The sequence below is a fragment of the Nocardia sp. 852002-20019_SCH5090214 genome (genome assembly GCF_001665865.1).
Taxonomy (GTDB): Bacteria; Actinomycetota; Actinomycetes; order Mycobacteriales; family Mycobacteriaceae; genus Nocardia; species Nocardia nova.
In genome coordinates this window covers 1-6825 of sequence record NZ_LZMK01000018.1, presented here as the reverse complement: position 1 = coordinate 6825, position 6825 = coordinate 1, and the positions used below count along the sequence as shown (strand labels likewise).

Genomic DNA, 6825 nt, shown 5'->3' with positions numbered 1-6825 from the left:
GATGGTCAGTGCGCCCAGCGCGACGGCCGTCACGGTCAGTCGTTTCATCTCGTGCGTAACCACCGAGGCGCCCGGCACCACCGCGCATCCGGAGAACTCGGGACTGGGCCCGGCCTCGCAGACCACCTGCGGCGAGTTCCGCAAACTCGATATCGAGGGTGAAAAGTCCCTGATGGACCGCATTTTGGCGGAGAACCCCGGCTCGAAGTTCGACGGCAGCCCGAATGTGGCGCTGGGGACCGCGAAACTGGTGTGCCTGTCCAAGAGTGAGGCCGACAAGCCCGTCGCGGTCGCCATCGGGATGGTCACGGAATAGCTCCGGGCCCGGCCTGTGCTGGGCCCGCCGCCGCCGACCAGCGAGCCCGGCTGTCCCACATCACCTGGCCGAAACGCGACCCTGGGGCCGACGGCGAGTAGTCTCGCCCTCGATCACCGGGCCGGCACTGGAGGGCGGAGCGGATGGACGATACGGGTCTGGCCGAATTCCAACGCCATCGTTCCCGCCTGTTCGCACTCGCCTATCGCATGCTCGGCTCGGCGAGCGAGGCCGAAGACGCCGTCCAGGAGACCTATCTGCGCTGGGAGGCCACCGAGCGCGCCGATATTCGGTCCGCCGAGGCCTGGCTGACCACGGTCGTGGTGAATCTGTGCCGGAGCTGGCTGGAGTCGGCGCGCACACGCCGCGAAACCTATGTCGGCCCCTGGCTGCCGGAACCGGTGCCTACCGGCGGGGGCGAGCTCGGTCCGATGGAATCCGCGGAGCAGCGCGAACTCGTCTCGCTGGCGATGCTGACGCTGCTGGAACGGTTGTCGCCCGCCGAACGCGCCGTTTTCGTGCTGCGCGAGGCCTTCGGTTACGCCCATCGCGAGATCGCCGACATGCTCGAGTTGTCGGAGGCGAATTCGCAGCAGCTCTACCGCCGTGCCCGCATGCACGTCCGCAGCGAACACACCCGGTTCGACGCCGAACCCGCCCGCGCCCGGGAACTGTTCCAGCGCTTCCTCGTGGCCGCCCGGGCCGGCGATATCGCTGCGCTGGAACAGATGTTCACCGCCGATATCGTCTCGGTCGCCGACGGTGGCGGCAAGATGAGCGCGGCCCGCCGGCCCGTGGTCGGGGCGGCCCGGGTGGCGCGCTATCTGGCCGGGCTGTTCCACCGCGAGGTCGAGGACCTCGAACTGAGCATCGAGGAGGTCAACGGCGCACCGGCCGCCGTGGCCCGGGTCCACGGTGACCTGCTGTTGATCGGCGCGGCCGACGTGGACGGTGAGCGGATCTCGGCGATCCGGATCCTGGTGAATCCCGACAAACTCGCGTACTTCGGTCGCTTCCCGGCGCCGGCGGAGGCCGATCGCCTCGGGTAGTGATGCGGAACACAGCAGCTCGTTGTCAGGGATCGGCGAGCTGTCCGGTCTGAAGGGTGTCGGCCTCGAAAAGGAGTCACCCATGAATGCACATCACACCGCATCCCACCGAATCCTCGTGCTGGGCGCCGGCTACGCCGGCCTGGCCGCGGCGGGCAGACTCTGCAAATCCCGCGGCGCGCAGATCACGGTCGTGGACAGCCGTGCGGAAATGGTCGAGCGCGTGCGGCTGCATCAGCTCGCCGCCGGGCAGACGATCGCGCGCCGGGATCTGCGGACCATGCTGGAACGCAAGGGCGCCCATTTCGTCCGTGGCCGGGTTACCGCGATAGATACTGCGGCACAAGAGGTTTCGATGTCCGATGGTTCGGTGCTGGGTTACGACACGCTGGTGTACACCCTCGGCAGCGCCGCGGATACCGACAGCGTTGCGGGCGTGCGGGATCACGCCCATCCGATCGCGACACTCGAGAACATCGCCGCGCTGCCACCGCTGCGTGGTCGTGTCGCGGTGGTCGGCGGCGGTGCGACCGGCATCGAGACCGCGGCCGAGCTCGCCGAATCACATCCGGAACTGTCGGTGGCGCTGGTGAGTTCGGAGCAGCCGGGCTATTGGCTCTCCGATCGCGCGCAGCGGCATATCGCCGCCACCCTGGAGCGGCTCGGCGTCGAGGTGCACGCGGGCGCCAAGGTCGTCGAGGTCGCGGCGGACGGCGTGCGGCTCGCCGACGGTGGCCACATCGACGCCGAAACGGTTTTGTGGACAACGGGTTTCACCACCAGCGACCTCGCCGCCCGCGCCGGGCTGGCGGTCGATGCGCGCGGTCGCGTCCTGGTGGATGCCACGCTGCGCACCTCCGACCCGCATATCTACGCCGCGGGCGATTGCGCCGCGATCACCGGACCGGGCGGCCGCGAACTGCGGATGGCCTGTGCGACGGCGCTGCCGACCGGATCCCATGCCGCGCGGTCGGCGCTCGCCCGGATGCGCGGCGCGGAGCCGGACGATCTGCGTTTCCGCTACGTCCTGCAGTGCATCAGTCTCGGGCGCCGCGACGCGGTCGTGCAGTTCGTCCGCGCCGACGACGCCCCGACGCCGCGTGCCCTGACCGGTCGTCCGGCCGCGGTGGTGAAGGAGATGATCGTGCGCGGCGCGGCGATGCAGGCGCGTCCCTGAATTGTCGTCAACCAATGGTTGACTGACATATGGCAGTCAACCTAGCGTTGACGTATGACCGAACGTATCCGCCTCGACGATCTGATCGAAGGCATCAAACGCGCCCGGCCCGACGACGTCCTGGAACAACTGTCCGACGCCATCGTGGTCGCCGAACATATGAGCGAGGTGGCCGATCATCTGATCGGCCACTTCGTCGACCAGGCCCGCCGCTCGGGCGCCTCCTGGACCGATATCGGCCAGAGCATGGGCGTCTCCAAACAAGCCGCGCAGAAGCGTTTCGTGCCGAAACCGGGTGATCCCGCGATGGATCCGAATGCCGGGTTCGCGCGCTTCACGCCCCGCGCGCGCAATGTGGTGATGGCGTCCATGGAGGAGGCTCGGCGCGCGGGCAACGCGGAGATCCAGCCCGAACATCTGGTGCTCGGACTGCTCAGTGAGCCGGGCGCGCTGGCCGCACACGCCATCGTCGCCAAGGGAGTCTCGCTGGACGCGGTGCGCCGGGTGGCGACAGTGGCGCTGCCGGCGGCGGTGGACGAGGTTCCCGCCCTCATCCCGTACACCGCGAGCGCCCGCAAGACGCTGGAGCTGACCTTCCGCGAGGCGCTTCGGCTCGGCCACAACTACATCGGCACCGAACACCTCCTGCTCGCGCTGCTCGAGCAGGAGGACGGCAGCGGCGTGCTGTCGGGACTCGGCTTGACCAAGACTGATATCGAACGCGATCTGGTCGCCCAGCTCGCCCAGTTCATGCCGCCGAATCCGGTGGATGCACCCCAGCCGCCGCCCGCGCCGGCTCCGCCCGCGCCGGCTCCGCCCGCGCCACCCGCTCCGCCGCAGCCGCCGGCCCCGCCGAGTGCCTGATCGATGCTCGCCGGCGTCCCGATCCGGCGCGGCGCGGCCGTCGTCGCGATATCCGGCCCGGCGCGACTCGCCGCGTCGCGGCCGGTTCCGCGGCCCGGAATGCGCCTCCCGAATCCGCAGAGTCCGTGCCCGATTCCGCGGTGGCCACGCCGTGCCCGCTCACTCATCGATACGGCTGTGAAGTTGTGGGGCTGATGAGGTGATCGGTGGTCCGGATACGATATTGCTATGGCGGATGGATCGGATTCCGACCTGATCGCGGGGGAACTACGCGCAGACCTGCTGCGCGCGCTGTCCTATGTCGAAACCGAGGACGGCCCGGACGGCAGCTACATCGTCAACGGCGATCTGCCGCCCGAGGTGGCGCCTCCGTTCATCCGGGCGATCATGCGAATCGAGGCGGAACTGCTGCTTCACGACGCCGAGCAGGTGACCGTGGAACGCGGCGAACCGCGCAGTCCGGAGGAGCGCCGCACCGACGCGTTCGTCGCCCTGGCGCTGCGGGTCACCGACGATACGTGAGCGTGCCCGCCCGGATATCGCACCGTGCAGCCGATATCGCCGATTGCGAACGGTGCGGCCATCGGGTCCGTAACCTTGCACTCGGTACCGTCGAGTGCTAGAAAGGTCCTGGCACTCTCGACCAGTGAGTGCTAGGTCGGGCAGGTGAGACCGGGTTCCCAGACACCCTCGGTCGTCCGTCGCGGGCACCGTACCTGGCCAGCGTAATGGGGCGATCCAACCTGCGGTCGCTCTGTGTGTCAGCCCCATATACATGTGGAGGATCTCAACGCAATGGCCAAGACAATTGCGTACGACGAAGAGGCCCGTCGCGGTCTCGAGCGGGGACTGAACAGCCTCGCCGACGCGGTCAAGGTGACGCTGGGCCCCAAGGGTCGCAACGTTGTCCTGGAGAAGAAGTGGGGCGCCCCCACGATCACCAACGATGGTGTGTCCATCGCCAAGGAGATCGAGCTGGAGGACCCCTACGAGAAGATCGGCGCCGAGCTGGTCAAAGAGGTCGCCAAGAAGACCGACGATGTCGCCGGTGACGGCACCACCACCGCTACCGTGCTCGCCCAGGCGCTGGTGCGCGAGGGCCTGCGCAACGTCGCGGCCGGTGCGAACCCGCTGGGCCTGAAGCGCGGCATCGAGAAGGCCGTCGAGGCCGTCACCGCCAAGCTGCTCGACACCGCCAAGGAGGTCGAGACCAAGGAGCAGATCGCTGCCACCGCGGCCATCTCCGCCGGCGACGCGTCCATCGGTGAGCTGATCGCCGAGGCCATGGACAAGGTCGGCAAGGAAGGCGTCATCACCGTCGAGGAGAGCAACACCTTCGGCCTCCAGCTGGAGCTGACCGAGGGTATGCGCTTCGACAAGGGCTACATCTCGGGCTACTTCGTCACCGACGCCGAGCGTCAGGAAGCGGTCCTCGAGGACCCCTACATCCTGCTGGTCGGTTCCAAGGTGTCGACCGTCAAGGACCTGCTGCCGCTGCTGGAGAAGGTCATCCAGGCCGGTAAGCCGCTGCTGATCATTGCCGAGGACGTCGAGGGCGAGGCCCTGTCGACCCTGGTCGTGAACAAGATCCGCGGCACCTTCAAGTCCGTCGCCGTCAAGGCCCCGGGCTTCGGCGACCGCCGCAAGGCGCAGCTGGCCGACATCGCCATCCTCACCGGTGGCGAGGTCATCAGCGAAGAGGTCGGCCTGAACCTGGAGACGGCCACCGTCGACCTGCTGGGCACCGCCCGCAAGGTCGTGGTGACCAAGGACGAGACCACCATCGTCGACGGTGCCGGTGATGCCGACGCCATCGCGGGTCGCGTCGCCCAGATCCGCACCGAGATCGAGAACTCGGATTCGGACTACGACCGCGAGAAGCTGCAGGAGCGCCTGGCCAAGCTGGCCGGCGGTGTTGCGGTGATCAAGGCCGGCGCCGCCACCGAGGTGGAGCTCAAGGAGCGCAAGCACCGCATCGAGGACGCGGTGCGCAACGCCAAGGCCGCCGTCGAAGAGGGCATCGTCCCCGGTGGTGGTGTGGCGCTGCTGCAGGCCGGCCCGGCGCTGGACGACCTGAAGCTGACCGGTGACGAGGCCACCGGCGCGAACATCGTGAAGGTGGCGCTGGCCGCGCCGCTGAAGCAGATCGCCTTCAACGCCGGCCTCGAGCCCGGCGTGGTCGCCGAGAAGGTCGCCAACCTGCCGACCGGCCAGGGCCTCAACGCCGACTCCGGCGAGTACGAGGACCTGCTGGCCGCCGGTGTCGCCGACCCGGTCAAGGTCACCCGTTCGGCGCTGCAGAACGCCGCGTCGATCGCCGCGCTGTTCCTCACCACCGAGGCCGTCGTGGCCGACAAGCCGGAGAAGGCCGCCGCTCCCGTCGGCGACCCGACCGGTGGCATGGGCGGCATGGACTTCTGAGTCCTGCCTTCCGGCAACACCTTTCGAACCGGTAGCCGGTCCGCCTTCGGGCGGGCCGGCTACCGGCGTTTCGGCGGTACGAACGTCTGCGCCGGCTGTCGAATGTAGCGGTTATCGGTCATATTTCCCCTAACTTGCAGTCTCGCAAGGGCTTTCGGGACACCCGGCCTGGACAACACCGGTTGTGGAACGCATTCTTTTCGGTTGGCTTCATCCGGAAGCCTTCGATAGGGGAAAAACACCATGTTGTCGATGGGCAAGCTTGCCCTGGGATTCGTCGCGACCACCGCGACGGCCTTCGTCGTCGCGGGAACCGGTTCGGCGGCGGCGGAGCGGGGGCCGGACGGCCACCTGTACGGCGCGTTCGCCATCTCCTACGAAATGGACGACGGCTGGCACATCGGAAGTGTCGTCAACGCGCCCGATCAGGACACGGCCGACCGGGATGCGGTGGACGTGTGCGGGTCGAAGGGGGCTCCCGGTTGCGCGACCATCCTTCGCTTCGTCGACGGATGCGGGGCGGTCGCCAGGCGTGACGACGTTCATACCGTCGGAACCGGTGCCACCCTGCAGGAGGCCGACCGCAACGCCATCGCGGCGCTGGGCCCGGATCGCCCGCCGACCCTGAGTTCGGACGGTTCGGGTCCCGCCGTCATCAGCGCGTCGCGCTGCAACGGCTGACCCGCAGCCGAAATCGTCGCGTATCCCCGAGACGCGTATCGCGAATAGCGATCGGAAGCCGGTCCCGCCCCCACCGCGGGCCGGCTTCCGGCATTTCGGGGCGGGCTTCGGCCGACGGTCGGAATTTCTCGCCGGACGCCGATGTTGTGAATGGTGTTGCGAGCGCATCCGATGTGCGTCGTCAGGCCGGATGACCAGGCGATTTGACTTCGAATGCGGTTGGCACGTAACTTATTCCAGGTCAGAGCGACACGGACACCGACCCGGAGCCGAGAGGCCCGGGACAACGAGGTCGGACGAGGAGCGCCTGACAATCA

7 protein-coding genes are annotated in these 6825 nt (G+C 68.2%); all 7 read left to right on the top strand.

Annotation, left to right across the window (positions count from 1 at the left end):
* The coding region (locus A5780_RS40570) for a hypothetical protein (protein ID WP_064907559.1) at positions 1 to 316 on the top strand (316 nt) is incomplete at its 5' end.
* 143 nt (positions 317 to 459) lie between these two features.
* Positions 460 to 1365, top strand: a complete 906-nt coding sequence (locus A5780_RS01830; protein WP_063015214.1) for an RNA polymerase sigma-70 factor — start codon at positions 460 to 462, stop codon at positions 1363 to 1365.
* Between the two features lie 82 nt (positions 1366 to 1447).
* Positions 1448 to 2542 carry an NAD(P)/FAD-dependent oxidoreductase gene (locus tag A5780_RS01825; RefSeq protein ID WP_063015213.1) on the top strand — a complete coding sequence of 365 codons (1095 nt, stop codon included), beginning with the start codon at positions 1448 to 1450 and terminating at the stop codon, positions 2540 to 2542.
* Positions 2543 to 2596: 54 nt separating this feature from the next.
* Positions 2597 to 3406, top strand: a complete 810-nt coding sequence (locus tag A5780_RS01820; RefSeq protein ID WP_082976231.1) for a Clp protease N-terminal domain-containing protein — start codon at positions 2597 to 2599, stop codon at positions 3404 to 3406.
* Between the two features lie 228 nt (positions 3407 to 3634).
* Positions 3635 to 3928, top strand: coding sequence for a hypothetical protein (locus A5780_RS01815; RefSeq protein ID WP_030516558.1), 294 nt, complete (start codon positions 3635 to 3637; stop codon positions 3926 to 3928).
* Between the two features lie 273 nt (positions 3929 to 4201).
* Positions 4202 to 5827, top strand: a complete 1626-nt coding sequence (groL, locus tag A5780_RS01810) for a chaperonin GroEL (RefSeq protein ID WP_036506233.1) — start codon at positions 4202 to 4204, stop codon at positions 5825 to 5827.
* Positions 5828 to 6079: 252 nt separating this feature from the next.
* Entirely contained in the window at positions 6080 to 6508 is a 429-nt protein-coding gene (locus tag A5780_RS01805; RefSeq protein ID WP_197521642.1) for a DUF4189 domain-containing protein, read from the top strand.
* Positions 6509 to 6825: the final 317 nt, after the last annotated feature.

Coding starts and splice junctions, on each gene's coding strand:
- A5780_RS01830 (WP_063015214.1), top strand. CDS start 460: ATGGACGATACGGGTCTGGCCGAATTCCAACGCCATCGTTCCCGCCTG.
- A5780_RS01825 (WP_063015213.1), top strand. CDS start 1,448: ATGAATGCACATCACACCGCATCCCACCGAATCCTCGTGCTGGGCGCC.
- A5780_RS01820 (WP_082976231.1), top strand. CDS start 2,597: ATGACCGAACGTATCCGCCTCGACGATCTGATCGAAGGCATCAAACGC.
- A5780_RS01815 (WP_030516558.1), top strand. CDS start 3,635: ATGGCGGATGGATCGGATTCCGACCTGATCGCGGGGGAACTACGCGCA.
- groL (WP_036506233.1), top strand. CDS start 4,202: ATGGCCAAGACAATTGCGTACGACGAAGAGGCCCGTCGCGGTCTCGAG.
- A5780_RS01805 (WP_197521642.1), top strand. CDS start 6,080: ATGGGCAAGCTTGCCCTGGGATTCGTCGCGACCACCGCGACGGCCTTC.